This window comes from Endozoicomonas sp. 4G (assembly GCF_023822025.1).
Classification (GTDB): Bacteria; Pseudomonadota; Gammaproteobacteria; order Pseudomonadales; family Endozoicomonadaceae; genus Endozoicomonas_A.
This window is the reverse complement of the sequence record NZ_CP082909.1, coordinates 1375110-1401212: the sequence shown is the minus strand read 5'-3', so window position 1 is coordinate 1401212 and position 26103 is coordinate 1375110. Positions and strand designations below refer to the sequence as shown.

General features: G+C 47.2%; 23 protein-coding genes. 17 read left to right on the top strand and 6 right to left on the bottom strand.

The annotated features are described in order from the left end of the window. Positions 1-26 precede the first annotated feature (26 nt). Together K7B67_RS05160 and K7B67_RS05155 are read left to right on the top strand one after the other, a co-directional pair. Positions 27-1304, top strand: coding sequence for an ATP-binding protein (locus K7B67_RS05160; RefSeq protein ID WP_252179299.1), 1278 nt, complete (start codon positions 27-29; stop codon positions 1302-1304). 378 nt (positions 1305-1682) lie between these two features. After that, positions 1683-2537 carry a hypothetical protein gene (locus K7B67_RS05155; RefSeq protein ID WP_252179298.1) on the top strand — a complete coding sequence of 285 codons (855 nt, stop codon included), beginning with the start codon at positions 1683-1685 and terminating at the stop codon, positions 2535-2537. A 50-nt stretch (positions 2538-2587) separates the two neighbouring features. Here the strand turns inward: K7B67_RS05155 and tusA are convergent, their stop codons facing one another. The 3 genes from tusA to K7B67_RS05140 form a co-directional block, all read right to left on the bottom strand. Further along, on the bottom strand, positions 2588-2833 hold the full coding sequence (tusA, locus tag K7B67_RS05150; protein ID WP_252179297.1) for a sulfurtransferase TusA: 246 nt from the start codon (positions 2831-2833) through the stop codon (positions 2588-2590). Continuing rightward, on the bottom strand, positions 2805-4166 hold the full coding sequence (locus K7B67_RS05145; protein WP_252179296.1) for an MATE family efflux transporter: 1362 nt from the start codon (positions 4164-4166) through the stop codon (positions 2805-2807). The genes tusA and K7B67_RS05145 overlap by 29 nt, the downstream gene beginning before the upstream one ends. Positions 4167-4256: 90 nt before the next feature. After that, complete coding sequence (locus K7B67_RS05140; protein WP_252179295.1) at positions 4257-4880, bottom strand: alpha/beta family hydrolase; 624 nt, start codon at positions 4878-4880, stop codon at positions 4257-4259. 146 nt (positions 4881-5026) lie between these two features. On the opposite strand from K7B67_RS05140, the gene K7B67_RS05135 reads away from it, so the two are divergent. From K7B67_RS05135 to K7B67_RS05120, 4 genes are all read left to right on the top strand, one after another. After that, entirely contained in the window at positions 5027-5980 is a 954-nt protein-coding gene (locus K7B67_RS05135) for a Dyp-type peroxidase (protein WP_252179294.1), read from the top strand. A 110-nt stretch (positions 5981-6090) separates the two neighbouring features. Continuing rightward, positions 6091-7059: an HlyD family efflux transporter periplasmic adaptor subunit gene (locus K7B67_RS05130; RefSeq protein ID WP_252179293.1), complete on the top strand. Its 969-nt coding sequence runs from the start codon at positions 6091-6093 to the stop codon at positions 7057-7059. Further along, positions 7056-7985 (top strand): ABC transporter ATP-binding protein, encoded by a 930-nt coding sequence (locus K7B67_RS05125; protein ID WP_252179292.1) that lies wholly within the window; start codon positions 7056-7058, stop codon positions 7983-7985. Before K7B67_RS05130 ends, K7B67_RS05125 begins: the two co-directional genes overlap by 4 nt. After that, entirely contained in the window at positions 7985-9112 is a 1128-nt protein-coding gene (locus tag K7B67_RS05120) for an ABC transporter permease (RefSeq protein WP_252179291.1), read from the top strand. The genes K7B67_RS05125 and K7B67_RS05120 overlap by 1 nt, the downstream gene beginning before the upstream one ends. A gap of 8 nt (positions 9113-9120) precedes the next feature. Here the strand turns inward: K7B67_RS05120 and K7B67_RS05115 are convergent, their stop codons facing one another. Continuing rightward, positions 9121-9777, bottom strand: coding sequence for a hypothetical protein (locus K7B67_RS05115; RefSeq protein ID WP_252179290.1), 657 nt, complete (start codon positions 9775-9777; stop codon positions 9121-9123). Between the two features lie 11 nt (positions 9778-9788). After that, on the bottom strand, positions 9789-11720 hold the full coding sequence (locus K7B67_RS05110) for an OTU domain-containing protein (protein ID WP_252179289.1): 1932 nt from the start codon (positions 11718-11720) through the stop codon (positions 9789-9791). Between the two features lie 159 nt (positions 11721-11879). On the opposite strand from K7B67_RS05110, the gene K7B67_RS05105 reads away from it, so the two are divergent. From K7B67_RS05105 to K7B67_RS05055, 11 genes are all read left to right on the top strand, one after another. Further along, entirely contained in the window at positions 11880-13904 is a 2025-nt protein-coding gene (locus tag K7B67_RS05105) for a hypothetical protein (protein ID WP_252179288.1), read from the top strand. 48 nt (positions 13905-13952) lie between these two features. After that, entirely contained in the window at positions 13953-16058 is a 2106-nt protein-coding gene (locus tag K7B67_RS05100) for a hypothetical protein (RefSeq protein ID WP_252179287.1), read from the top strand. Between the two features lie 600 nt (positions 16059-16658). Continuing rightward, positions 16659-18101: a cytochrome-c oxidase, cbb3-type subunit I gene (gene ccoN, locus K7B67_RS05095; RefSeq protein WP_252179286.1), complete on the top strand. Its 1443-nt coding sequence runs from the start codon at positions 16659-16661 to the stop codon at positions 18099-18101. Positions 18102-18116: 15 nt separating this feature from the next. Beyond that, positions 18117-18728: a cytochrome-c oxidase, cbb3-type subunit II gene (gene ccoO, locus K7B67_RS05090; RefSeq protein WP_252179285.1), complete on the top strand. Its 612-nt coding sequence runs from the start codon at positions 18117-18119 to the stop codon at positions 18726-18728. A 5-nt stretch (positions 18729-18733) separates the two neighbouring features. Then, positions 18734-18961, top strand: a complete 228-nt coding sequence (locus tag K7B67_RS05085) for a cbb3-type cytochrome c oxidase subunit 3 (RefSeq protein WP_252179284.1) — start codon at positions 18734-18736, stop codon at positions 18959-18961. Next, positions 18961-19881 (top strand): cytochrome-c oxidase, cbb3-type subunit III, encoded by a 921-nt coding sequence (ccoP, locus tag K7B67_RS05080; protein ID WP_346658255.1) that lies wholly within the window; start codon positions 18961-18963, stop codon positions 19879-19881. Before K7B67_RS05085 ends, ccoP begins: the two co-directional genes overlap by 1 nt. Before the next feature lie 75 nt (positions 19882-19956). Continuing rightward, positions 19957-21417: a cytochrome c oxidase accessory protein CcoG gene (ccoG, locus tag K7B67_RS05075; protein WP_252179283.1), complete on the top strand. Its 1461-nt coding sequence runs from the start codon at positions 19957-19959 to the stop codon at positions 21415-21417. 17 nt (positions 21418-21434) lie between these two features. Then, complete coding sequence (locus K7B67_RS05070) at positions 21435-22001, top strand: FixH family protein (RefSeq protein WP_252179282.1); 567 nt, start codon at positions 21435-21437, stop codon at positions 21999-22001. Between the two features lie 19 nt (positions 22002-22020). After that, positions 22021-24555, top strand: coding sequence for a heavy metal translocating P-type ATPase (locus tag K7B67_RS05065; RefSeq protein ID WP_252179281.1), 2535 nt, complete (start codon positions 22021-22023; stop codon positions 24553-24555). A 7-nt stretch (positions 24556-24562) separates the two neighbouring features. Then, the gene (ccoS, locus tag K7B67_RS05060; protein ID WP_252179280.1) at positions 24563-24751 is read left to right on the top strand and encodes a cbb3-type cytochrome oxidase assembly protein CcoS; all 189 of its coding nucleotides are present in this window, start codon (positions 24563-24565) and stop codon (positions 24749-24751) included. Further along, the gene (locus K7B67_RS05055; protein WP_252179279.1) at positions 24748-25458 is read left to right on the top strand and encodes a sulfite exporter TauE/SafE family protein; all 711 of its coding nucleotides are present in this window, start codon (positions 24748-24750) and stop codon (positions 25456-25458) included. Before ccoS ends, K7B67_RS05055 begins: the two co-directional genes overlap by 4 nt. On the opposite strand, the gene K7B67_RS05050 is transcribed toward K7B67_RS05055, so the two are convergent. Beyond that, complete coding sequence (locus K7B67_RS05050; RefSeq protein ID WP_252179278.1) at positions 25455-26036, bottom strand: DUF3605 domain-containing protein; 582 nt, start codon at positions 26034-26036, stop codon at positions 25455-25457. The two genes, K7B67_RS05055 and K7B67_RS05050, sit on opposite strands and share 4 nt — an antisense overlap. Between the last annotated feature and the right edge of the window lie 67 nt (positions 26037-26103).

Sequence of the window (26103 nt, the reverse complement as noted above, 5' to 3'; positions counted from 1 at the left end):
CTCTATCACTGATAAGGATCGGTCTTATGATCGTTGATTTTACAATAGAGAATTTTCGTTCCATTAAGGACGAGCAAGTATTTAGCCTGTATGCTGATAGAAAACCCAAGCATCATCCAGGCAATATTTCATACGTTGACGGTAAAATTGGCCTACTGAAAACCACAGCCATCTATGGTGCAAATGCGTCCGGAAAAACCAACCTTATTTTAGCTCTGGATGCCCTAAAAAAGTTAGTCATCGAGAGTGGAAGCTGGAAGGATGGTGAAGAAATAGAAGCCTATGAGCCTTACAGGCTTTCAAAAGATACTTTTGGCTCCCCAACCAACTTTGAAATTGAATTTTATGTTAATAAAAACAGATATCGGTATCAAATAAAGTTTGATGCATTTGATATTATTTATGAAAGTCTGGATCTGTATAAAACTACAAAGCCATCAAATATATTTACACGCAATTCCCCTACAGACTGGAAAGGTGTGAAATTTGGTGACAGCTATAAGGGAGGGAAAAGGCAGTTTGCATTTTTCTCAAACAATAGCTATCTGTCAAAAGCTGGAAATAGCCCAGACTCACCGTCTTTTTTACGTGATATCTATAATTATTTCAGAAAAAACATTCTGATAATGCTCACTGATCACTCATTCTCTATGCTGGATTGGGCGAATAAATCAGGATATAAAAAAGTTGTTAACTCATTTCTAAGTAAAGCTGACTTGGGTATTAGTAAGTTTGATTTTGTAAAGCAAGAGCTTCCTGAAAACTTATCGCTTCCAGAGCATTTTCCAGAAGAAGTAAAAGGTAAATTTATTAAAGAATTCTCCAGGCGAGAAGTTTTCTATCATAAGTCAGACTTTGGAGATCTTGTGGAATTTGACAAAGGTTTAGAATCAAAAGGTACAATTAAGCTTTTTCGTTTGGTTCCATTTTTTGCAATGGTTTTAAGTAAGGGTGCATCATTATTTATTGATGAAATTGAGTCCAGCTTGCATCCACATATTGCTGAGTTAATTATCAAGCTGTTTAATGATCCAACCGTAAATGTAAACAATGCACAGCTGGTTTTTACAACTCATGATATATCTCTGATGTCTCAAGATATTTTACGAAAAGATCAGGTTTATTTGAGTGGAAAAAACCATGGTTCTGGGACAGAATATTTATGCATTGAACAGTTTGATAATTCGCTTAAGGACTCAAGCCCATTTTCCAAATGGTATAATGAAGGCCGGTTAGGCGGTATTCCTGAGTTTAATTATAAGGAGATTTCTGACTCTCTTAAAGAGGTTATTCGTCGTGCCTAAGCCAAAAAGAGGTAAGCAGTTAAGTGTTAAGCCTGTATCCATCTAGTTCCTCAAGCCATACAGAATTCTGATCGGCTGATGAGCCAGGCGATTAAGGATGCCGAGCCAGGGAAATCTCAACCCTATTATTTAAATCCCTACGTTGATATTCATCAGATGTTTCAAGATATGCAGAATTTTATCGATGGCAAGCCAAGTGTTCGAGATTGAGAACACTCAAACCTATCATTTGATCGTTCATATATTTATTGATGAAATTTCATCCCGAAACAACGACCCCGACAAAGTCGGACTGTTACCTTTGCTAACTATTATGTTATGAACTTTAGGCATAGCATTGACTCTGAATAGCAGTTAAATAAAAAAGAGTATTTCACCATGGCGACACCGATCAACAATATTTCAAATACAGGATTGCTCTCAACAACAGATGTAGCCACAAAACAGGACACTTGCGACTCACATAAAGCTGAAGCAACGTGTTTTAACAAGTCCGTGGAAAGTGTAAAACCACCGGTATCTATAAAAATTGATAAATCCAAAAAAAGACACGTGATTAGAAACCCACCTAATCAGGTCGACCTGCAGAATAGGTCGGTATTAAAGTATTTTCCTTTTGAAATAGACGGTACCGTTTTTAATTGTATCAATGGTAATGAAAGAGACAATGAGCTGGCAGCAAAATTGATTGACATGAGTGACGACTGTCCAAAAAAATCCATCTCGTTTAGCATTAAAACACAAGACGGTGAACACGAATTTAAACCTCCACGTTTATGGCAAGAGCGACTTTTAAGATGTATTAACGAAGGATTACAGAATATATTCGATGACTGCCCCCCAGAGTTTGTTCCTGTATCTGAAAATAACACTATGGATGAGTTTCGCAAAGACAAAAAAATACCAACAACTTGCCTTCAATTTGTTAACTTTATGGAATTCAATTCACATTCATTTAATGATAGGGTCCGTCTTGATCGTGCCCCCTTAAATGAATCAGATATAAAGAATCAATTCACTCCGATGTCAATTTCAACTTCAAAAAACAACAAGCTGGTTCATGTATTTATTCACATTGGCGACAATGTTTGCATAGGTAAAATGGGACATAATGAGATTTGTTTTCATGCCCCTGAAGACGTATTGAATTTTTACCAAGCATATTCTGAAACTCCTATGATTTTAGAGGTTGTAAATAAAATTTTGACTTCACCGAAGTTGCACAGCACATAAAAACGCCGCGCTCACCGGCAAAGTAAAGCGCAGCGCACAGCCCCGATTGCTTAAGATCCTGCCTTACGAATCAGGTAGATATACTGTTTCTCCACCTGCTCATGAGACAACAGCTCATGATCCAGAAAATTACAGAACTTAGGGATATCACGCTGGGTAGAAGGATCCGTTGCTATCACCCTGACCATTTCTCCGGGCTTCATGTCTCTCACTTTGTTATGCAACATCATGACCGGCTCCGGACAAAGCAGACCTGAAGTATCCAGCTCATGATTGATTTCTATACTCTCCGACACATTCACTCCCGTTCTCGCTAACCCAGGATCCGGACTGACACAAGGATCGATAAACCATAGCCAGTCCCGCACTGCGGGCCAGCATAAAGGCACTGTAAGCCAGCCACAAGCCGTGATTGCCCATATCACGAGTGATATACCAGACCGGCAGGAACACCATAAATGTCGCTATCAACATGGTGTTTTGCATCATATCCGTACGTACAGCACCAATAAACACACCATCCAGCCAATAGCACCAGACGGCAAATAAAGGCATAGCGGCCAGCCAGGGCAGATAACTGTTTGCCGTTTCGGCGACAGCAGGAATATCCGTCAGTAGACCAATAATATTCTGCCCCATCAGCGAGAAGGCGAAGAAAAACAGAACCGCACAAATAAGCGAGCAATAGCCCGTTACTCTGACAATCTGTTTAAAACGATCTTCTTTTCGCTGCCCCAGGGCTTCACCGGTCAGGGCCTCGGCAGCATGGGCAAAGCCATCCAGCCCATTAGAAATCAGCAGCAACATATTCAGTAACAGGGCATTGGCTGCCAGGATATGGCTGCCACTCTGGGCACCCTGTGCTGTAAAGAAAGCCTGGGTTCCAAGCAAGCAGAGCGTGCGCACAAACAGATGTCGATTCAACAACAATAGACGACGCATAGAACCCAGATTCAGAATCATTGCGCGAACAAAGGTGCCAGACTTCCCTCTCAAGGTTTGCCTCACTATCCAGATCCCCAGTAAAAGACTGGTGTAGTCAGCGATCACTGTCGCCAATGCTGCGCCCTGGGTAGCCATCCCTAAACCCAGAACAAAGAACAGATCCAGAATAATATTGACCCCATTGGCCAGCACCAGAATAAACAAAGGTCCCTTGGGGCGATGCATTCCGATCAGCCAGCCAACGATCCCGTAGTTAATCAACACCGCAGGGGCTGAAAATATGCGGGTAGTAAAATAGATTCGGGCCTGTTCAGCCACTTCGGGGGCCGCATTAAATAAAGGCAGGGCAATATCCAGAAGAGGACGGTGTAAAAGAATCAGGAACAAGCCAATGACGACCGCCAGCAGAATCGACTGGGCCAGCCATTGCCGGGTTTCCTGATGGTCATCTTTTCCCAGTGCCTGGGCCACCAGACCGGTGGTTCCCATTCGAAGGAAACCAAAAGCCCAGAACACCAGTGTAAACAAGGTACTGCCAATGGCGACACCGGCCAGGTAAATATCACTGGAGAGATGTCCCAGGACCCCGGAATCAACCAGCCCCAGCAGGGGAACCGAAATGTTGGAAAGAATGGCAGGCCAGGCAAACATCCAGACCCGCCGATACAATGCTGCAGTCGACATCAACGCCAGCCCTCACAATTGCCTGACAAAACTCAGACTATTGTAAGGAACTTTAGTTCACACCAGTATACGTACAGACTGATCGAAGGATTAATTAATAAAAGCTGAGACTTTTTCTGCGGCTTCGATCAGGTGCTGCTCATGGGTAAAACCCGATTTAACTCTGGGTTTCAGATCATGATTACCGTCTTCCAGCCAATGAAGCTCAATATTACCCGACAGCTCATAGCCCTGAACGGTGGCGTAATCACCCATGGCGTCCCGGGTGCCCTGAACCACCAACATAGGTAATGGGAAATCGGCAAGGTGCCCTGTTCTGGGTTTGTCCTGTTTGCCCGGTGCGTGAAAAGGATACCCTAAACAGACAACGCCGTTCACTGAAAGATCAGACACCTCAGACACCAGCAGGCTGGCCATTCTCCCGCCCATGGACTTACCGCCAATAAACAAAGGGCCACTGTACTCGTTGCTGACCTGTTCGATCACTGCCAGCCAACGTTGCAATAATTTTGGCTGCCTGTCAGGAGGTCTTTTTTTACCGGTCTCCCTTCGCTCCTGCATATAAGGAAATTCAAAACGTACGACACTGACACCTTTAGCCATCAGTCTGTCAGCCATTTGATTCATGAAATCACTGTCCATGGCCGCACCGGCACCGTGAGCCAGTATCAATAATGGAGACCCGGTTTCAGCCCGATTCCAGATAAGATCCATGGGAAACTGTCCATCTTGGATAAAACACTTTATTGTAAAGCCATTCATCCCACCCGTCTTCATAAACCCCTTCATGCTATGCACAGAAACCTGACAGCGAAAAGACAGGTTGCCATAGTTTCGAAAACTGACGTTAGGAGTCTGCAATGAGCACACCACAATCAGGAATTACTCCAGAAGCCAATACCGATGCCTGCTTTCTGGTTTTAACGATCAGGCGGGATGCGGACAATGCGGACAGTCTTGAACGGGTTGACAGTCTTGAACGGGTAAAAAAAACCTGTGCACTGATTCCCCAACTGACCGAGGATCTCAGCAAGCAGTATCCCGATGCCAAATTGTCCTCCACAATCAGTATTGGCAGCCAGGCTTGGGACAAGTTATACAACGCCGGTAAACCCGCCCTTCTTGCGCCTTTCAAAGCCGTGACAGAAGGCGACCGGGTTGCCCCTGCCACTCCCGGTGACCTGCTGCTCCATATCCGTTCCAATCGCCGGGATATCAATTTTCTCCTGTTGCACAAAGCCATGGATCATTTTGGGCAGGCTGTTGAGATTCAGGAAGACGAAACCGGTTTCCGCTACCTGGACAACCGTGACCTGACCGGGTTTGTGGATGGCACCGAAAATCCCAAAGGCGACAATAGAGCCAGCGTCGCTCTGGTAGGCGACGAAGATCTCTCGTTTGCCGGTGGCTGCTATATCCACACCCAGAAATGGGTTCACTCATTCAAAAAGTGGGACAAGCTGGCAGTGCCTGAGCAGGAGAAAGTCATCGGTCGCACCAAGGAAGACGACATTGAATTTACTGGCGAAGAAAAAGCGCCTACGGCTCACGTAAAGCGTTCCAACGTCAAGAACAGCGAAGGCAAAAGTATGGAAATACTGCGCCATAGTATGCCCTACGGCAATGCCAGTGAAGGCGGGCTGTACTTTGTCTCCTACTGTCGTACACCGGATCATTTTGACAAGATGCTGGAGTCTATGATCAAGGCCGACAGCCAGGGTCACTACGATCACCTGATGGACTATTCCCAGGCCGTCACGGGCTGTGCATTTTTTGCACCCTCTGTAGAGTTCCTGATGACATCAGGCTCTTAACCGGGACTCTACACAACAAAGCCGGGTTATCTGGTTTTTTATCAGGTAACCTTTTCATTTTGTGACTACATTTGTTGGATGTTTGTCGTCACAAAACACGCCTTCACTCCATGAACAGATTGATAAAACGTCATTTGACGTTAATTGGAACAGCCACGCTGACACTGCTGCTTTCCGGCTGTTTCTCTGCCGATACTCATCAGGCGCTGGGAACCCTCGAGCGAGACAGAATTGCTCTGACCGCCACCGCATCGGAGCTGATCACCGACATTCTTATCACCGAGGGTAATCCGGTAAAAACCGGTCAACTGATCCTGAAACTGGATGACCGCAAGCAACAGGCAGCCGTTGCTGTGGCACTGGCCGAAACAGAACGGGCACGAGCTTATCTGAGCGAAATAGTCAACGGTGCCAGAATCGAGGACATCGCGGCAGCAAGGGCCAATGTCAGGCAAATAGAAGCCCGACTGGTGGATGCCAATAAAACTTTCCAGAGAAACAAAGTACTACTGGAACGCAAACTGATCAGCCCAGCCAAACTGGATCAGGCAAGGGCAGACCGTGACGCTCTTGAGGCCGAAACAGCCAAAGCCAGAGAAAAACTCCTGAGCCTGCTCAATGGCAACCGTCCTGAAACCATAGAACAGGCTGAGGCTGCTATGAAAAAGGCATTAGCCAGTCAGTTTCTGGAACAGAGAAAGCTGGAGGATCTATCCATTTATGCCACCAGAGACAGCTGGCTGGACAGTTTGCCCAGACACCAGGGAGAAAGAGTTTCAGCAGGCAGCACACTGGCCGTGCTGCTGGCCGATGCCGCCCCTTATGCCCGCATTTACATTCCTGAGCCCCATAAGGTGGCTGTTCATGTAGGCGACCATGTAACGGTACATGTTGATGGTGTAAAAGAAGCCATTCCTGGCAAAATCCGCTGGCTGTCCATGGATCCGGCCTTCACTCCCCACTATGCCCTGAATGAAAAAGAACGCTCCCGACTGGTTTACATGGCCGAAGTACAGCTTCCGGAAACGGCTTCCGATTTACCCTCAGGCGTGCCTGTACAAGTGGACCTGCCCCTGTGAGTCGGGAGGCTATCTCAGCCAGAGGGCTGACCCGCTGTTTTGGTGACTTCACGGCCGTGGATCGTCTCGACCTGAATATTGAAGAAAACACTATTTTTGGCTTTCTGGGACCCAATGGCAGTGGCAAGTCGACGACGCTGAGAATGTTAACCGGTTTGCTAACGCCCAGTCAGGGTGACATTCGTGTACTGGGGCTGAACATACCTGAACAGTCAGAAGCCCTGCGACGGCGCCTGGGCTACATGACTCAGAAGTTCTCTTTGTACGACGATCTGTGTGTAGAAGAAAATCTGAAATTCATGGCACAAGTTTTCAACCTGCCGGGCAAAGAGGTTAATAAACGCATTGATAGCCAACTGACGATCTACGATCTGGATCAGCGCCGCAGGCAAATGACAGGCAGTCTCAGCGGTGGCCAGCGCCAGCGGCTCGCACTGGCGGCAGCCACATTGCACAAACCGGAATTATTATTACTGGACGAACCAACTTCGGCGGTGGATCCTGAGAATCGCCGTGATTTCTGGGAAACGCTGTTTGACCTCTGTGATCAGGGAGTCACTATCCTGGTGTCCACTCACTACATGGATGAAGCGGAACGCTGCCATAACCTGGCCATTCTGGAGGGGGGCATCAAGCAGGCCGAAGGCCCTCCCAAGCAACTCATGGACGATATGCAGGCCACGGTTCTCGAAGTCGGCGGCACTCACCTTCGACAGGTCAGGGAAACCCTGACAGCCCGCCCGGAAATTTTATCCGCAGCCCAGCAGGGAACCCGCCTACGGGTTCTGATCACCAACAGGATCAGTGAACCTGAAGTCTGGTTACGAAGTCAGTGGCCGGAAGCAATGAAAGGCAGAACCATTGAAAGAGTACGTCCCAGTCTTGAAGATGTATTTGTTCAATGCACCGGCCAGCGGCGACAGTAATGGCAAAACCTTCCGGCCTCAAAGGCATAACCAACAGCCTGCAAAGAATCTTCTCTATCCTGATGAAGGAATTTCGGCAGCTGTCACGTGATCACGCCACCTTTGCCATGATCGTCATTATCCCCCTGGTTGAATTGCTGCTATTTGGCTTCGCTATCAATACCGATGTCAGAGAGATACCGGTCGGTATTGTCGATAACAGCCAAACTTACTTCAGCCGGGCGCTTGTGGATGCAGTGAGGGCGACCCAGGTGATCAGAATTGTTCGTCATGATGCGCTCCCGCAGGAGGCAGAAGAGGCACTGCAAGACGGAAAAATCAGTGCTGCCCTGGTTATTCCATCTGACTTCAACCAGCGGCTAGTGGATGGCAGAGTACCCGCACAGTGGCTGGTGGACGGTTCAGACCCCACGATCAGCGCAGCCATTATCAAGCTCCAGAGAATGCCTTTTTCAGCCGTCACAGGCATTCAGCCGAAGTCCTCGAGAGAGCTTTTCAGAGTGGCTCTTTATTACAACCCGGAGCAACGATCTGCCGTTAATACGGTTCCTGGTCTGGTGGGCGTTATTCTCACCATGACGATGATTATGTTCACTGCTGCCGCGTTGGTACGCGAACGGGAAAGGGGGAACCTGGAACTGCTGATCGCGACACCGGTCCACCCAATAGAGCTGATGATTGGCAAGATCGTTCCCTATATTTTTGCAGGTTTTATTCAGACCGGCATTATTATGTCACTGGGTCACCTGATTTTTAATGTACCCTTTGTCGGCAGTATTTTCGAGATGTTGCTGGCTACGATGCTGTTTATTGTAGCCAGTCTGACCGTGGGACTGATTATCTCCACCTGTGCACAAACGCAATTGCAGGCTTCACAAATGACCATTTTCATTCTGCTGCCTTCCATTCTGTTGTCAGGGTTTATGTTTCCTTATGAAGGCATGCCAAGAGCGGCTCAATGGTTGTCCGAACTCTTGCCTGCAACCCACTATATGCGGTTGATGAGGGGTATTGTTTTAAGAGGTGCAGAGTTACGCGATATGACGACAGATGTAGCTTACCTGAGTATTTTTACTATCGTTGGATTAGTGGTTGCAGCAAAACGATTTAAGAAAAGTCTGGATTAGATCAGATCTCACCTTACAAACCTTTTATCGCCTATGTCATGTCCGCAAGAATGTTGGTATAAGCTTTTTAATCCTTCTGGTAATATCGAAAGCACATCTTTTGAATCAACATGATTGTCCATCAAAACAACCAAAGAATGAATAAATAGGACAGGAAATAACCAAACAATGGCAGTAAGTTCGGAAGTATCCCTGGGAGCTTTAAAAGTAGTGCGATCTAACAACTCACCCCAATAATAATAAAAATACACGACTAAATGCAGCCACCTTTGGTCAGCTGACGCATGAGTAACCTCCCATTCATTGTCAGCATAAGGATCTGCACCAAAACTGAGTAATGCAACAATTTCATATATCGTTATAGCGTCGCTTAAAACATGATTGACCGCCATATTATAGGTATTTGTATGGACAATTGAGTTCGGGTCAGCGCCATGATTCAGGATATAAAGCAGCATTTCCAATGATCTGGATTGAAGGGCATCTGATACGGCTTCAGAGTCTTTTTGAAGATTATGACCACGATCGAGTAGCACTTTTACCGCTGTAAAATTTTTTTCCATAATAGCCTTACTAAATGCTCCGGCAGTAGAAAACTGCGCGAAAAAGACAAACATAAAAAAAATCAGTCTAAAAAGTGCTCTCGTAGCATAACTTCTACTCATAAGTGAGCTACCTACTCAGAAGTGTGCGGAACAACGACACCACTCCAGTCAATCCAGTCAATTTCGGACGGTTGTGTGGTAGCATCCTGTGAAGTTGTATTCTCACCGAGGGTGTGTGGAACAACGACACTAATCCGGTCAGCTTCCGACGATTGTCTGGTGGCATCCTGTGAAGTTGTATTCTCACGGAGGGTGTGTGGAACAACGACACCACTCCAGTCAAGTTCGGACGATTGTGTGGTGTCATCCTGTGAAGTTGTACTCCCAGGAAAAGTGAGTCGAGCAAGGAGACTACTCCAGTCAATTTCAGACGATTGTGGGGTGACAGCCTGTGAAGTTGTACGCCCACGAGTGGATTCAGTGGCCGTCAATGAACCACCGGGCATTATCAACAACCAATGGTTATTAGCATGAAGTAATATCATACAATGACGATTTTCATGAATCGCAGCAACCACTTCGTTTTGATTCTGAAAGGCAACATCAACACCATCTGCCCTTATCAAGCTAACATGGAAAGGGCATCCTGAAGTGGGCGTATTAGACGCCATATCAAATATCAAAATATTTTGATTAATAAACGGGGCAACCAGAAAACGAAGGTGATTATCATCAAGCCACATTCTATCCGGATTAGACCCATTCATTTCATTCGCCATTGATTGTATAAATTCACGATCATCTTCCTTAATAAGTTCTTGAGCCCTGTCAGCAAAATATTCAAATACGCTCTGTGCCGTTAAATCACCTGGGTTGTCAGTCATTTCAGATAAAAGCTCAGGTCTATTATTACAGATCCAATGCAGAATGGCGTGCCAGCCGCAGTAACCATCTGCTGGCATATTATGAACCTCAAAGCCTAGCTCTTTCAAATATTCAGCAGTATTTACCAGTGTGTCATGGCCGTTTGAGTTGTCGCCTTTGAATCTATTGAAAATCCCCGTCAAAGCAACGTATAAGCCTTTAAAGAGACTTAACGTTTCTGGCGATGCTTCAGCGAACTTTCTGCACACTTCATAGATATTTGTGCCTGTAGCACCGGTACTGGCGCTCTCTTCAACAAAAGTTTCCAGCTGGCGGCAGGTTCTGGGAAATGTCCATACACAGGCATTATTTTGACCAATCATTGCGAAAGCACAATAGTCTCCCTGATTCTGTATGTCGCTCACAGTCAATGATTGACTGGGATTCTTTTGGCATACTGTTGATGGAAAAAAAATCATAGAGCTTTTATCTGTCTCTCCCTTCCTTCGTATACCCGACTTTTCAATATCAAGGCGAACGTTGGCGTCTAGCTGAAAAGTTTGGAAATTATTATTATTTTCATTGCCAAGAGTAATAATAACTCTAATATACCTGCAATTTTCTTGTTTTGAATCTACAAATTTAAAGTTCCAACCAAACTCCTCAAGGCCTTCTAATAAATAACTTTCACAATTATTTCTCACATCTTCGTTACCAAAGCATTTAAAAAACAACACAACTTCTAAATCAGCGTTTTTATTAAAAAGCGACTCAGCAAATTTTGCTTCACTTTCTCGCTGCTCGAAACTCGATGAATAAAAAAGCTGATACCATAAGGACTTTAAAATAACATATTGATTAAAGCGTGGCCCATCATTTTCAATACAACTGACACTCAGAGGAAATTCATAATCATCAGAACCCTCAGCGAAAACGCCAAACTCACGAGAAGGAACTACAAAACAAGAAATTGGATTTTTCAAATGTTTAAAAAATACTATTGTTCTTTTATGATTTCCTTTATCGCCAGCATCAACATCTATTACAGAGTAAGTAAACTCTGAATTAAGTTCATAACATCCATCCATCAAGAATTTCAAATTAGAAGGTTTGATGACGAAAAAAATCCGTAAATCTTCGACTGCCCTTATATCTTGTAGATAAAATACTAATAACAACAAAAACAACTGCTTATACATTATAAGATTCCTTAATTGTCGTATAAGAGTCCTTTCAATATACCGTCTGACCGCTGGACTCTAGCAATAGGCTAGATTATTTTTGTCAACATTTTGAACGTTTTCGAAATAATATGGACTAACGATATAATGAATTGGATTTATAAAGGACTATCTCCCATGCATTTGTCATCAATCCACACACAAGCACAAGCCATCAGAACAGATACACCCCGCCAGGAAGATCTGAGCCCGGAAAAAAAGCGTTTGCACACAGATGACTCTCTTCACGATGAGGGAAAGAGCCTCCATCACAGAAAAACAAGAAAAATCGCAACGCTAGAAAAGCCAGAAGGCTATTTCACTGTTGGCAAACAATACAAAATATCCTTAATGAAGGATTACCTGAATGGCAACACACAACATTTCAGTGACGATGACTGGCTGTATCTGATCATAAAAATGGGTAAGAGGGCAATTAGTGAAAAAAACTTGAAAGCACTCCAACAAGAATTCAGTACCACAGATGAGGTGGAATTATTCAGTAAAATAGCAAGATTACAAGCATTGAGATACAAAATTGAAGATATCGTTCAATATTCGCGTTTCGATAGCCGTAATAGACTGTATAAAATAGCAAAAAAAGATGAATATTTATTCCCCGCTGGAAGTCTGGAAGAAATAATTGAATCAGCAAAAAACAATAACCCTTTGCAATCCTGTGCTGCACCAGAGCTTTTATACGCTACAGCCAGCCTGAACCATGGCCCACATAATCCTTTTTTCTCTGAACTGATCATTACCTGTTACAGAAACAGTCGTTTTTCGCCCCCAGACATTGAAACGGGTCACAAAATCGAACATGAAATAAAAAACCAAATTCCAAAAATGAATACAAGTCAGGAGAATCTGGAAATAGAGTCAATGCTTTTAGATAAAGCCACAACAAAAAAAGTTTGTGGCGGGAGAACAATCCAGCTCACCCTTCCTGACGGCCAAGTGCTGTACCTTAAATTTCAACGAAAAGATGAACCATGGGATCAATTCACCCGAGAACTTAAAATGCACAATGCCTTGCACGATTTGTTTTCAAAACAGGATTTTGCCAGCGAAATCCCTGTAAGCAAAGGTTTATTTTCTATTCCTGGAGATAAGATTAATAAAATATTCGAAGATGAGCTCGAAATTTCTGAAGGTCGTCTATATGGTTATTGCTTCGCAGCATCCAGTGATTATGTCAATTATGCGTGCCAACCAGATCCATCAAACCCAAAAAAACCATACTTAAGATCCGAAGAAGGATTAAAAAAAGCGGCTATTGATATAGGGAGGTATGCAAGATATGGCCTGACATTCGATAGCCTTATTAAAACTCAGCACTTGAAAATTAAAAGTATTTTAGATGAGTGGCTTGGACTACCCAAGTGGATGACTTTAGGGCATCTGGCTGCACACAATTGTGGCAATAGGGACTTTTTCCCTGGGGCAATTTGTGATTGGGTAGAAGACACTGAACGCTCAGATTTATCCTGGTCCGGATTGAGAGATCTTGGTGACAGCCAAATATTTGAAACAGCATTCCACAGTCTACCCCCTAAAAATCCTTTAGGCATTAACTTCTTTCCAAAAATTAGTAACCTGTTAGCTTTTTTTAATGCTCTTATGGATAATATCATTGCCATTGTTGTTGTTTATGCTCGTGGAAAGCGATTAAACCATGAGTTTCATTACCAAAACCCTGCCGCTGTTGAGGATGTAAAAAAATTCATTAGAGATATTCTGGAGCATTTTGTTCGAGGGTATTACTCAACCCATTCAATAACCTTGCAGCAAGCTCTCAGGTTGGATAATACAACCTTTGAACTGTGGCTAAATAGAACCTCATTAGAAATAATCTATTGGTCAGCTGTTCAGATCTATGAAATGACAGGAGATTTTTTTATTTCAAACCATGATCACGATAACCAGAACTATTTCACACATATAAAGAAGAATAAAAGGCCCGACCCTGAAATAATGAAAACTTCAAGGCCAATACTAGTAGATGCTATACGTGATAACTGTTTTGGTAGTGGCCACAATCTTGGACTTGGACATATCAATGGCTTTCCCTTTCAAGCTCTTATAAAAGGGCTGTGCCAATTATCTATAAATATGCTGGAACAAGCATCACCAACAGATCAAAATTTTGAACTTTTTCGGTAAAACATAAACTAATTGAATTATGGATTGGAATTATAAAGGATTATTGCAATGCATCTACCATCAACCTCTTCACAGCCGCAGCCCGTGATGGCAGATGCAACCTACCAGAAAGATTTAAGCTCAAAAAGAAAGCGTTTGCACACAGATGACTCTCCTCAGGGTGAGGGAAAGAGCCTCTATCACAGAAAAACAACAACGCTAGAAAAACCAGAAGGCTATTACAGGGCTGGTAAAAAACACACAATATCATTAATGAAAAATTACCTGCGTGGCAACACCCAGCATTTCAGTGACAATGACTGGCTCTATCTGATCATAAAAATGGGCAGGAGGGTAATTAATAGCGACAAACTGGCAACGCTCCAAAAGGAATTTAATACAACAAAAAAAGAGATTTTGCTTGATGGAATAGCCAAATTACAGAGATTGAGATACAAGCTTGAGAATGCAGTTCATGATTCTCACTTGGATAGGCGTTGCCATTTGTATGAAGCGGCAAAAGAAGATAAACAGCTATTCTCAACCGGAATTCTGGAAGAAGTTATTGAGTTGGCAAAAAACAATACTCCCTTGCCACCCTGTGCTGCACCAGAACGCTTATATGCGACAGCAACTTTGGATAAGCAATCACAGAATCCATTTTTCGCTGATCTTATTATCGCCTGTTACAAAAACAGCGATTTTTTACCCCCCGATCTTGAAACAGGCCACAAAATCGAAAGTGAAATAAAAAAACAGAATCCTGAAGAGAACACAAGCCAGGGCAATCTTGAAATCGAATCCATGTTGTCAGATAAAACCATAGCCAAAACAGTCTGCGGTGGAAGAACAATCCAGCTCAGCCTTCCTGACAACCAAACACTGTACCTAAAATTTCAACGCAAAGATGAATCATGGGATGAGTTCACCCGTGAACTTAAAATGCACAACACCTTGCACGACTTATTTTCAGCTCAGGATTTTGCTAGCGAAATACCTTTAAGTAAAGGCTTATTTTCTATTCCTGCGGATAAAATTAATACAACATTATTGGAAGATAAATTGGAAGATAAGCTGGAAATTTCTGAAGGAAGGCTGCGTGGTTATTGTTTCGAAGCATCAAGAGATTATGTTAATTATGCCTGCCAGTTAGACCCATCAAATCCCAAAAACCCACATTTAAAATCCGAAGAAGGATTAAAAAAAGCCGCTATGGATCTAGGAAAGTACGCAAGATATGGGCTGACATTCGACAGTCTTATTAAGTCGCAACATTCCAACATATATGATCCATGGGAAGGGCCACTAAAGTGGATGACTTTAGGGGATCTAAGCGCTATTGGTCTAGACAATCCGGAGAGTTTTCCCGGATCAATTTATAATTGGGTAGAAGACACTGAGCGTTCAGATTTATCATGGTCTGGCCTGAGAGATCTTGGTGACAGCCACATATTTGAAACTCTATTACAAAGCCTGCCCCATAGGAATGCTCTTAATACTAAATTCTTTCCAAAAGTTGGAAAGCTGTTAGCTTTTTTTAATGCTTTTATGGATAACATGGTTGCCATGGTTGTTGTTTATGCCCGTGGTAAACGCTTAACTCATGAATTTCATTACCAAAACCCTATAGCTATTGAAGAGGTAAAAAAATTCATCAGTGATATTCTGGAGCATTTTTTAAGGGGCTACTATTCTGTCAATGCAATAAGTTTGCAGCAAGCGCTTGGACTGAATCATACCGACTTTGAACAATGGATCCATAGAACTGCATTAGAAATAGTCTATTGGTCAGCTATGCAGCCTTATGAAATGACGGTTGATTTTTTAAATTCGAAGCATGACCATAATTACCAGAACTACTTCATGCATATGACGCAAAATGAAGGGCCTGATTCCGAAATAATGAAAAATTCAGAGAAAATCTCTGGTGATTTCTTTCTGTCTCATGGCAAAAACCATGATTTCGGACTGCCACATATCCAAGGCTTTCCCCTACAAGCCCTTATAAAAGGACTGTGCAAATTATCCATAAACATGCTGGAACAAGATCCATCCATAATGACTCAAATCCCACAGATACACTTAGCTGAAACACCCCTACGGCCTGACGAAATCCTAACAGAAGAATCCGAAGATAACGCTCAACCGGGTTTTACAAACTGCTCTATCCAATAACAATCATTACGGGTTCCCGCACTCCCCGCGAGTGTGCATACAGCCCAGACCCCACGGTAATCCTGACACGCCCTATACACAGCAGGCCATCACAAAAATTTTTACCTCACATCAATTATTCATACCCAAAAAGCATTAGCAGGCCTGATGATATTTCTGTATGATTGCCGCGGGTTTGGCAGTATTAGACAACATTGCCAACCGATAAGGACCGGATAATAACCAGAAGTGTGCAAGACCAGGAGTACAGCCCCAGGGTCAAGACACTCGGAGTCTGAAGGTTTCCGACTCAAGACGCTGACCGCCTACTTTATTAATAAGTGAATTAAATGCAGTCAGTACGGCCTTACCGACAAACCCGGGGGAGCTAGCCAGTAGCTGAGACTATTTGGCCTGAAATCCAGTAGAACAGTATCACCTTATCTTTTCGAAAGCCTTTGGCAGCCGAACCGGTTTTGTTTGGCCTGAAAAGCAGTGCACAGGGTTTCACAATCAGTGCAGGGTCATAATGTGTTACTGGATTTCCGGTCGAAGATGCAATGCCTCAGGTTATCTCCACGTCGTAACCATTATTAGTAGAACCCGAAGGTAACACGGAGCATGAGCACTGCAACGTTACAGTCAACCTATAACTATAAGGTTGTCAGGCAGTTTGCCATCATGGCGGTGGTGTGGGCCATCGTTGGGATGGGGATGGGACTGTTCATCGCTACCCAGATGGTATTCCCTGAACTGAATTTTGATCTACCCTGGACCAGTTTTGGCAGACTGAGACCCTTACACACAAACGCCGTTATTTTTGCATTTGGGGGTTGTGTCCTTTTCGCCACCTCTTACTACGTCGTTCAAAGAACCTGTCAGACCACGCTGGCCATGTCCAGACTGGCATCTTTCACATTCTGGGGCTGGCAGCTGGTGATTGTACTGGCCGCTATTACCCTGCCACTGGGCCTGACTTCTTCCAAAGAATACGCTGAGCTGGAATGGCCGATCGACATCCTGATTGCCATTGTCTGGGTCAGTTACGCACTGGTGTTCTTTGGCACCATTATGAAGCGTAAGACTAAACACATTTATGTGGCTAACTGGTTCTTTGGTGCCTTCATCATCACCGTTGCCGTTCTGCATATTGTCAACAGTGCCGCATTGCCTGTGACCCTGACCAAGTCTTACTCTGCCTACGCGGGTGCCATGGACGCCATGATCCAGTGGTGGTACGGCCATAATGCGGTTGGCTTCTTCCTGACCGCTGGCTTCCTGGGAATGATGTACTACTTCGTACCCAAGCAGGCTGAGCGTCCGGTTTACTCTTACCGTCTGTCCATCGTGCACTTCTGGGCACTGATTGCTATCTATATCTGGGCGGGTCCACACCATCTGCACTACACCGCCCTGCCCGACTGGGCCCAGAGCCTGGGCATGGTGATGTCCCTGATTCTGCTGGCACCTTCCTGGGGCGGCATGATTAACGGCATCATGACCCTGTCCGGCGCATGGCACAAACTGCGCACCGATCCAATCCTGCGCTTTTTGGTGGTCTCCCTGTCCTTCTATGGCATGTCGACCTTTGAAGGTCCGATGATGGCGATCAAGACCGTTAATGCTTTGTCTCACTACACCGACTGGACCATTGGTCACGTCCACTCCGGCGCACTGGGCTGGGTTGCCATGGTGTCCTTCGGTTCCCTGTACCACCTGATCCCAAAAGTCTGTGGTCGTGAAAAAATGTACAGTGTTGGCCTGATCAACGCTCACTTCTGGCTGGCTACCATCGGCACCGTTCTGTACGTTGTCGCCATGTGGGTCAACGGTATCATGCAGGGTCTGATGTGGAGAGCCGTAAACAACGACGGCACACTGACCTACAGCTTTATCGAGTCGGTCACCGCCAGTCACTTTGGCTACGTTGTCCGAGCTATCGGTGGCGCCTTCTTCTTGGCAGGTGTGCTGATCATGGCTTACAACTTATACCGCACTGTTAAACAGGGCAGCAAAAACCAGCAGGAAGGTGAAGTTCAGGCGTCACCTGCACAAACGGCCTGATCGAGGGAGTTCACCATGAAAAGACATGATTTAGTCGAAAAAAATCTTGGTTTGATGGTGGGACTGATCGTAGCCGCCATCAGCTTTGGCGGCCTGGTTGAGATCGTGCCCCTGTTTTTCCAGAAAACCACCACTGAGCCGGTGGCAGGCCTCAAGCCTTACACCGCTCTTCAGCTGGAAGGTCGTGACATTTACATTCGCGAAGGCTGTGTAGGCTGTCACTCACAAATGGTTCGTCCTCTGCGTGCTGAAGTAGAGCGTTATGGTCACTATTCAGTGGCCGGTGAGTCGGTCTACGACTATCCGTTCCTGTGGGGCTCCAAGCGAACAGGTCCGGACCTGGCCCGGGTTGGTGGCCGTTACTCTGACGAGTGGCACCGTGCCCACCTGAATAACCCAAGAGATGTTGTACCTGAGTCCATCATGCCATCTTACCCATGGCTGAACACCACTGCTCTGGACGGTAAAACGATCGCCAGTAGAATGGAAACACTCAGAACCCTGGGCGTACCTTACACCGATGATGACATCGAGGGTGCAGCAGCAGCGGTTAAAGGTCGTACTGAAATGGATGCCGTAGTTGCTTATCTGCAGTCACTAGGCACCACCATCCAGAACAAACGGTGATACTCATGGATATTAATGACCTGAGAGGACTGTCCACTGTTTTTGCCATGATCGCCTTTTTGGGGGTTTGCTTCTGGGCTTACAGTGGCCGTAACAAGCAACAGTTTAATGAAGCGGCATCACTGCCATTTGCAGACGACGCAGCTCATATAAATACACGAGACGCCAGTAACACAAAAGAGCGTGGCGTAGCCAACAATGAGCACGCAGACAAGGACAAAGGGGCCATATAATGATGAGTAGTTTCTGGAGTGGATGGGTCATCTTCCTTACTCTGGTCTGCCTGACATTTGTAGTCTATGTGCTGGTGACTTCCTGGAAGCAGCAGCGCAAAGAGACGACAACTGAAACCACCGGGCACGCCTACGATGGTATCGAAGAGCTGGATAATCCTATGCCTAAATGGTGGCTGATGCTGTTTGTCGCCACCATTATCTTTACTGCCGCTTACCTGGCCCTGTATCCGGGTATGGGTAACTGGAAGGGCTTCCTGGGCTGGACTTCTTCCGGCGAACTGGAACGTCACCAGCAAAAACACGATCGTCGTTATCAGCCGCTGTTTGCCCAGTACGCTAATACTCCGATCGAAGAGCTGGTGAACAACCCTAAAGCGGTTAAGATGGGTGAGCGTATCTTCCTGAACAACTGCGCCATGTGTCACGGCAGTGATGCCGCTGGTGCCTTTGGCTTCCCGAACCTGACCGACGATGACTGGCTGTACGGCGGCACCGCTGACGCTATCACGACCTCCATCACGGCGGGCCGCAACGGGCAGATGCCAGCCTGGGGGGCAGTGATTGGTGAGAAAGGCGTTCGTGACGTCGCCACCTTCATCCGCGCTAACGCCGGTCTGAGCGACCAGGTTGACCCGACCACAATGGCGGCAGGCAAGAAGATTTATGACACCACTTGTGCGGTCTGTCATAACGCCAATGCTAAAGGTAATCAGCTGCTGGGAGCACCAGATCTGACCGATGATACCTGGCTGTACGGCTCCGGCCAGGCTCAGGTGGAATACACCATTCGTAACGGTCGTAACGGCGTGATGCCCGCCTGGAAAGACGTTCTGGGCACGGAAAAAGTCCACCTGGTCTCTACCTACGTATACAGCCTGGACGAAGACAACAAGGACAACAAAAAAGAGCAGGATTAACCCCTCTGATTAAAACCGCAGCCATCTGGCTGCGGTTTTTTTAATCAGTAACGACCATCAGGGCAGTGAAGTGATATGCCAGAGTCAGACCAACAAAGCCAAAACAATCAAAGCCAAAGCAATCAAAGCCAAAGCAATCAAAGCCAAAGCAATCAAAGCCGAACCAATGAACCGGAATTAATTGACCTGTATCAAAAGCCGGACAAAATCTACACACGCAGTTTTCAGGGATATTTTCGTAATCTCAGGCGGATCGGGGGAGCACTGCTGTTCCTTCTGTTTTTTGGCACGGCCTGGTTAAACTGGGAGGGTCGACAGGCGGTTCTGTTCGATCTGCCTGAGCGTAAGTTTCATATTTTTTCCGCTACTTTCTGGCCGCAGGACTTTATTCTGCTGTCCTGGCTGTTGATTATCTGCGCCTTTGGGCTGTTTGCCATAACGGTGCTGGCCGGTCGGATCTGGTGTGGCTATACCTGTCCCCAGAGTGTCTTCACCTGGGTATTTATGTGGGCAGAAAACATCACAGAAGGTGACCGCAACCAACGAATACGCAGGGACAAAGGCCCGATGTCGGCAGAAAAAGTGCTGCGCAAACTGGCCAAGCACAGCATCTGGCTGGGCGTCTCTGTGGCCACCGCGGTCACCTTTGTTGGTTACTTTACTCCGATCCGGGAGCTGGTTCCGGATCTGCTGTCCCTGGCCGTCAACCCCTGGGCGCTGTTCTGGATGGGCTTTTTTACCTTAGCGACCTATGCCAATGCAGGTTATATGAGGGAGATGGTCTGCTTGCACATGTGCCCTTATGCACGTTTCCAGAGCGTTATGTTTGACCGCGATACTCTGGTGGTGGCCTACGATCATAAACGCGGTGAAAACCGGGGTTCACGCAAAAAAGGGATTGACCCCAAAAGCCAGGGACTGGGTGACTGTATTGATTGCAGCGTCTGCGTACAGGTCTGCCCCACCGGCATTGATATCAGGAACGGGCTGCAGATCGGTTGCATTGGTTGTGCGGCCTGTGTCGATGCCTGCGACAGCATCATGGATAAGATGGGCTATGAAAAAGGCCTGATCCGCTACACCACAGACAACCAGCTTTCGGGTAAGAAAACGCACTTCCTGCGCCCCAGGCTGATAGGCTACACCGCCGCTCTGCTGGCCATGATCGGACTGTTTGTCGTCACCCTGAACAGTCGCTCGGCACTGGAGCTGGAGGTTCTCAGGGACCGTAACCAGCTTTATCGCACCACCGCTGATGGCGGTATTGAAAACACCTACATCCTCAAACTAGCCAACAAGGATCAGCAGCCGCTGACCATGACGGTCAGTATCAAGGACGTGGGTAATCTGAGTAGCAAAGGTGATATGAGCTTTACGGTTAATGCCGGAGAAGTGACACAACACGTCGTTCGACTGGTACTTCCTGCGGGTTCTATCGATTCCGGCAGCCGGGATATTGAATTTATAATCAGCACCGATCAGCCGGATATTCCGCCTGTCACTGCCGAAAGTCGATTCATTGCTCCACAAATTTGAAGACAGGTAAAACGATTATGAGCCTTTCGAAGAATGAACCCTTCACCCGCTGGTACCAGGAACCCTGGGTGTGGGCAATTCTGGGAGTACTGGCTGTCACCTTCGCCTGGGGTAGTTACCGAATCTACTTTGCGTTCCAGATTCAGGACAGCGTGGTGGTCGATGACTACTACAAGACCGGCAAACTGATTAACGAAGATTTTACCCGTGACAACAACGCCAGAGACCTTGGTATTCGCGCCAAGCTGCTGATCGACGACCTCACCGGTGAAGTCCGAATCACCCTGAAAGGCAACACTAATGACTGGCCCAAACAATTAAAGCTCAGCCTGCTTTCTCCGGTATTCGCCGACCAAGACAAGGTCATCACGGTCAACCGCTCCATCTCCGCTGACGAATCCACCCAGATTTATGTAGGCCAGGTGGATGAAGCGGTTGAGGGAAAAACCTACGTTCAGCTGGAAACACTGGATGAACACGTCCCCGAAGTCGGTTACCAAACAGGCTGGCGCCTGAATCAGCCCCTGATGCTGAAAGCCGGTGTTGCCAGTGAGCTGCTGCCCCGTGGCAGTGCTCAACCCTGAAACATTTCGGACTGACTGGATGAGTAAACATTCTGAAAGCTGCCACTGTTTTCACTGCCACCTGCCGATCGAGGGGACACCCCCTTATACGGCAATGGTTGAAGATATAGAGCAGCCTATGTGCTGCCCCGGCTGCAAGATGGTGACCGAAGCGATCATTGCCGGTGGTCTGGACAACTATTATCAGCACCGCACCGACCCGGGCCAGCAGGCCAATACGCTCAGTCAGCGACTGGAAGAAGAACTCAGGCTTTATGACCGGGATGATATTCAGCAGGACTTTGTGATCCGCAATCGCAATGATGCGTCTGAACGACAGGCCAGCCTGCTGATTGAAGGCATCACTTGTGCCGCCTGCATCTGGCTGTTGGAAAATCATATTGGTCGGATCGACGGCGTGGCAAAAGTCAGTGTTAACCTGAGCACTCACGAAGCCCAGATCAGCTGGAATAATGGCCAGGTGCCACTCAGCAACATTCTGATCGCCATCCATCAGATTGGTTATAAAGCCTACCCCTGGCGGGCTGATCGCCAGGAAGCCATGCTCAAGGAAGAAAACCGGGTATTTATACGACGCCTGGCTATTGCCGGTATTGGCACCATGCAGGTCATGATGTATGCCATCGCGCTTTACTCCGGAGCCATCAGTAATGATATGGCGGCTCCTTATCGGGACCTGATCCGCTATGTCAGTGCCCTGATCGCCACCCCGGTTATATTCTACTCGGCAGCGCCTTTTTTCAAAGCGGCCCTGCGAGATGTCCGAACCCGTCATCTGAGCATGGATGTGCCGGTTTCCATTGCCATTGGCGGGGCTTATGTTGCCAGCCTCTGGGCAACCGTTAACGGCGGTGGCGAAGTCTATTTTGATTCGGTGTCCATGTTTACCTTCTTCTTGCTGGCCGGTCGATATCTGGAACTTCGCGCCAGACACTCCACCTCACGGGCGGCCCGGGCCCTGAGCAATCTGCTGCCCTCCAGCTGCCTGAAAAAAGAAGGTGATGAGTACGTTCGAGTGCCTCTTATCGACCTGAAACCCAACGACCAGGTTCGGGTATTGCCCGGTGATGCCATTCCGGCTGACGCCGTAATATTGCAGGGCAACAGCAGTATCGACGAGTCCATGCTGACCGGTGAATATCTACCCATAGCCCGCGGCAAAGGTGAGTCAGTGATGGGGGGCAGCCTTAATGTCGACAACGCCATTGAGGTTGAAATCACCCATGTGGGTGAAGAAACCCGGATGTCTGCGATTCTCAAACTGCTGAAACATGCCCAGCAGGATAAACCGGCCATTGCCCGACTGGCCGATCGTGTTGCCGGTTATTTTGTGGCTTGCGTGCTATTAACGGCATCTCTCGTTTATTGGTACTGGTCCGGTGTCGTGGCAGAAGATGCATTCTGGATCACCCTGTCGGTACTGGTGGTGACCTGCCCCTGCGCACTCTCCCTGGCAACGCCAACGGCTCTGACGGCAGCCACAGGCTGTCTGCATAAACTGGGATTCCTGGTGACCCAGGGCCATGTACTCGAGGGTCTGGGCAAAATCAGCCACGTTGTTTTTGATAAAACCGGCACCTTGACCCAGGGTCGTTTAACACTGGAAGGCATTTATCCCGTTGCGGGCTGCCATCATTCAGAAGATACACTGCTCGCCATTGCCTCAGCCATTGAAGCTCATTCGGAACACCCTATTGCCAGAGCTTTTGCAGTAGTCACTGACCTCAAGGCTAAAGAAGTTGTCAGTCACACCGGGCAAGGCATCGCCGCGAGAGTAGGTGCAAACTATTACAAACTTGGCCGTCCCGATTTCTGTTGTCAGGAGAATATCCCGGCACGCCCGGAGCAGGAAGGGCAATGGTTGCTGATGTCCGAAAACCACTTGCCACTGTGCTGGTTCAAAGTGACCGACAGTCTCAGGCCAGAAGCTGCCCGTGTCATTGGTCAGTTAAAAGACTCTGGTCTCAGGGTGACACTGCTCAGTGGCGACCAGGAACCGGTGGTAGCCGCCGTCTCACAACAACTGGCTATTGAGCAATGGCACTCCCAGGCCAGCCCGGATGACAAACTGGCGTTTATTCGCCAGTGCCAGGCTGACGGAGAGCATGTCCTGATGGTGGGGGATGGCATTAACGACGTTCCGGTTCTGGCCGGTGCCGATATCTCTTTGGCTATGGGCACGGCGTCAGATCTGGCCAAGACCAACGCCGATGCCGTTCTTCTATCCAACGACCTTGGTCGTCTGATAGAAGCCTTTGAGCTGGTCAGGAAAACCCGCAGGATCATTCGCCAGAACCTGGCCTGGGCATTCGCTTACAATATGACTGCCCTGCCCCTGGCGGCGGCGGCCATGGTGGCTCCCTGGATGGCTGCCATTGGTATGGCATGCAGCTCTCTGCTGGTAGTGGGCAATGCCCTGCGGTTAAACAGGAATAAAAAGCCTGCTGCCCGCAAAAAACCATTTTCGAGTCAGAAGAGCGCCAGCCAAAAGAGCGCCAGCCAGAACCGCAGCAGGGAAAATGCGGATAGTCTGCCAGATGCGGTAAAGGTATAGTGTTTTTATGGAAAGCCTGATCATTCTTATCCCAATAGCCGTAATACTGATTGCCCTCGCTGTCGGGATATTCCTGTGGGCGGTGGACAGTGACCAGTTTGATGACCTGGAAGGACCCGCGCACAGCATCCTGTTTGACGATGAACCAGCAAAGGCCAGTCCCCCAGCCAAAAAAACCGACTTGAAACAGCCATGACCGAAGCACCCACTCTACTCGCCGCAATCACCCTTGGCTTGCTGGGCAGTACCCACTGCATCGGTATGTGCGGGGGGATCACCTCAGCCCTTAGCCTGTCTCTCAAAGGACGCTCAAAAGCATCAACCGGCTGGTTAATGTTGGCTTATCATGCCGGTCGAATCAGCAGTTATGCTTTGGCGGGTCTGCTGCTGGGGTTGGTGGGCTGGTTTCTGGGCGATGCCAGCGAAGCTCTGCAATCTTCTCTTCGTGTCATTGCCAGCGGCATGCTGATTGCCATGGGTTTTTATATCACCGGTTGGTGGAAAGGCCTGATGAAAATGGAAAAGCTGGGGCAGCATCTCTGGAAACACATTCAACCGCTGGCCAGCAAACTGCTGCCCATTCGCAGCACGCCTGAAGCCCTTGCCCTGGGTGCCCTGTGGGGCTGGCTTCCCTGCGGACTGGTTTACAGCACATTGGTCTGGTCCGCCAGCCAGAATAACCCGACTCAATCTGCCTTGTTAATGGCGGCCTTTGGGCTGGGCACTCTGCCGTCGGTGTTTCTGACCGGCATTTTTGCAAGACAACTGGCGTCTGTTATACAGGCCAGCATGACCCGCAATATTGCCGGCATGATGATGATCCTCTTTGGTCTCTACAGTATTCCCGGCCCGCATCAGATGTGGGTCATGTCCCTGCTTTCTGTCGGGCATGGCGGCCATTAGAACGACCCGAGCTCCCACCCTGATTGACCAGACTGTAAAATCTGCCCGATCTGGTCAGCCATCTCTTTTGAGTTCACACTCCTGAGGAAGATGTGAGCGTGAGCCAGCCCCGCCACCGTTCGTTTGTGGGGTGGGTTCACATGGATTTTCCATTCCAGAGAATACCTTGACAGCAACTCACCCAGGTTTTTCTGCAACAGTCGGTTTGATTCTTCATGCAAAGACTGTTCATGCCAGTCCCTGCTGGACATAAACAGCAACAGATGCACTACGTCGTCTTCCAGCCAGTAGGGAAAACGGTTCAACACCAGTCGGCTTTCCAATGCGCAATGACCAGCACTGCACTCCAGTGCCCTTTGGTCCGATAGCTTGAAAACATTCTCCAGAACAGCCGTTTCAGGCGATTTCCTGATCAGCTTCAATTGCGACAGATAGCCAAGGTAAGCTACCAGCTGGACAGGACTTCTACGGGTATCAAAATGGCCTGACTGAATCTCTTCCCAGGTAATCACTCCGGAGTAAGTGACCATACTGAGAAGAACTTTAAGCAACAGACTGCAAACGCCGATAGCCCCCAAACCATTCTCTCTCGGTTAAGTCCAGTATCGTTTGTTGTTCAGCATAGCCTTATCAACTGCCGTCAGC